This window comes from Cryobacterium sp. TMT1-2-1 (assembly GCF_004403955.1).
Classification (GTDB): domain Bacteria; phylum Actinomycetota; class Actinomycetes; order Actinomycetales; family Microbacteriaceae; genus Cryobacterium; species Cryobacterium psychrotolerans.
Genome location: NZ_SOHC01000033.1, coordinates 1 through 1,814, shown reverse-complemented (window position 1 = coordinate 1,814; position 1,814 = coordinate 1). Strand labels below are relative to the sequence as shown.

Sequence of the window (1,814 nt, the reverse complement as noted above, 5' to 3'; positions counted from 1 at the left end):
GGTCCGCTCCTCGCCGCGTGCCCGGCGGGTCGCGGCGGAGCTCGGCGTCGACCTGGCCGCCGTGTCGGGGACGGGCCCCGAAGGCGCGATCACCGAGTCCGACGTCCAACGGGCTGCAACCGCGGCCGCACCGCCGCCGCTCCCGGCAGCAGAAGCGCCGGCCGCCGAAATGCCCGCCGCAGAAGCGCCGGCCGCCCAAACTCCGGCCGCCGCGCCGGAGAAGGCGGCGACTCGCCCCGGCCCGACACCGGCCGAGGCCGCGGAGCGGTCTGCGAGCCTGCGCCGGGCCATCGGGTCGCTGATGTCCCGGTCGAAGAGGGAGATCCCGCACTACTACCTCAGCACGACCATTGACCTGCGTGCCGCCCTCGCCTGGATGGAGTCGACCAACACCGGCCGGCCCATCGCGTCCCGGCTTGTCCCCGCGGCGCTGCTGCTGAAGGCATCCGCGCTGGCCGCCCGGGACGTGCCGGAGGTCAACGGGTTCTTCACCGACGACGCCTACCAGCCGAGCGACGCGGTGCACCTCGGCGTGGCGGTGGCGCTGCGCCAGGGGGGACTGGTCGCGCCCGCGATCCACGACGCAGACACCCTGTCGATCGACCTGCTGATGGAGCGCCTGCGCGACCTGGTCAGCCGCGCCCGCGCGGGGCGGCTGCAGCGTGCGGAGATGGCCGACCCGACCATCACCGTCACAAACCTCGGCGACCTCGGTGTCGAGAGCGTTTTCGGCGTCATCTACCCGCCGCAGGTTGCGCTGGTCGGCTTCGGCCGGGTGGTCGAGCAGCCCTGGGCGCAGAATGGCCTGATCGGAGTGCGCCCCGCCGTCACCGCGACCCTGTCCGCCGACCATCGCGTGAGCGACGGCTTGCGCGGAGGAAGATTCCTGGCGCGGGTCGACGAGCTGCTGCAGAAACCGGAGGAACTATGAACGAGCAGGACGCCCGAGCGGCCGTGCACGCCGCGATCGGCCAGGTGGCGCCGGATGTCGACACGGAAGACCTCGTGGAGACCTCCCGGCTGAGGCAGGACCTCGAACTCGACTCGCTCGACTTCCTGCGGCTGATCGAGACGATTTCGCAGGCGACCGGCGTCGACGTCCCCGAGCGCGACTACACCCAGGTGTCGACGGTGAAGGGGCTCGTCGAATACGTCGCCGCCCACGGCTGGAACGCGCCGTGCCGACTTCGCCCACAACTGCCGCCGCTGCCAGGTGAGGCGAGGCGAGGTGAGGTCCATTCCTCCACAGGGGCCGCCTCGCCGGAGTTATCCACAGAAAATGCGGCTGACCGGCCCTTTGTCGGTAGGAATGTCGGTGGTTCGGCGGAGACTTAACGTATGGACACCCCCACCGAAACCCCGCAGGCGACCGCCGGATCGGCCGCCGCCGACGGTGCGAATGCGCTCGCGTCGCTGGCCGTGGCCACCGCGCAGATCGGTGAGGCGCTGCGCTGTTCGGACGTGCGGGGCTTCGGCGACGACGGGCTGCTGATGGTGACCGCGGCGATCGAGGCGGCGGGCCGCCGGGTCGATGCACTGCGGGTGGCGGCGGCCGCGGAGATCGCCGACCGGTCCCGATTCGAGCTCGGCACCGGGCGGCTCTCGGCGAAGAAGGGCTGCCGCACCCCGTCGGAGCTGGTGCAGCGGATGACCCTGGTCTCCGGGTCGACCGCGAACCGGCGGATGCGCATCGGATCGCAGGTGCGCACCGACTTCTCCATCGTCGGCGAGGCTCTGCCGCCGAAGTTCCCGGCGACCGCGGCGGGCCTGGCCACCGGGGCGCTCGGCCTCGACGCGGCCGAAGCCATCCTCGG

Annotated in this window: 3 protein-coding genes; all 3 read left to right on the top strand. The window is 72.3% G+C overall.

Annotated elements, in window-relative coordinates:
* On the top strand, positions 1-931 hold a 931-nt coding region (locus E3T33_RS06505), incomplete at its 5' end, for a dihydrolipoamide acetyltransferase family protein (protein WP_134574981.1).
* Complete coding sequence (locus tag E3T33_RS15715; RefSeq protein WP_134574980.1) at positions 928-1,335, top strand: acyl carrier protein; 408 nt, start codon at positions 928-930, stop codon at positions 1,333-1,335. The genes E3T33_RS06505 and E3T33_RS15715, both read left to right, overlap by 4 nt.
* Positions 1,336-1,338: 3 nt before the next feature.
* On the top strand, positions 1,339-1,814 hold a 476-nt coding region (locus E3T33_RS06495; RefSeq protein WP_134574979.1), incomplete at its 3' end, for a DUF222 domain-containing protein.

Coding starts and splice junctions, on each gene's coding strand:
- E3T33_RS15715 (WP_134574980.1), top strand. CDS start 928: ATGAACGAGCAGGACGCCCGAGCGGCCGTGCACGCCGCGATCGGCCAG.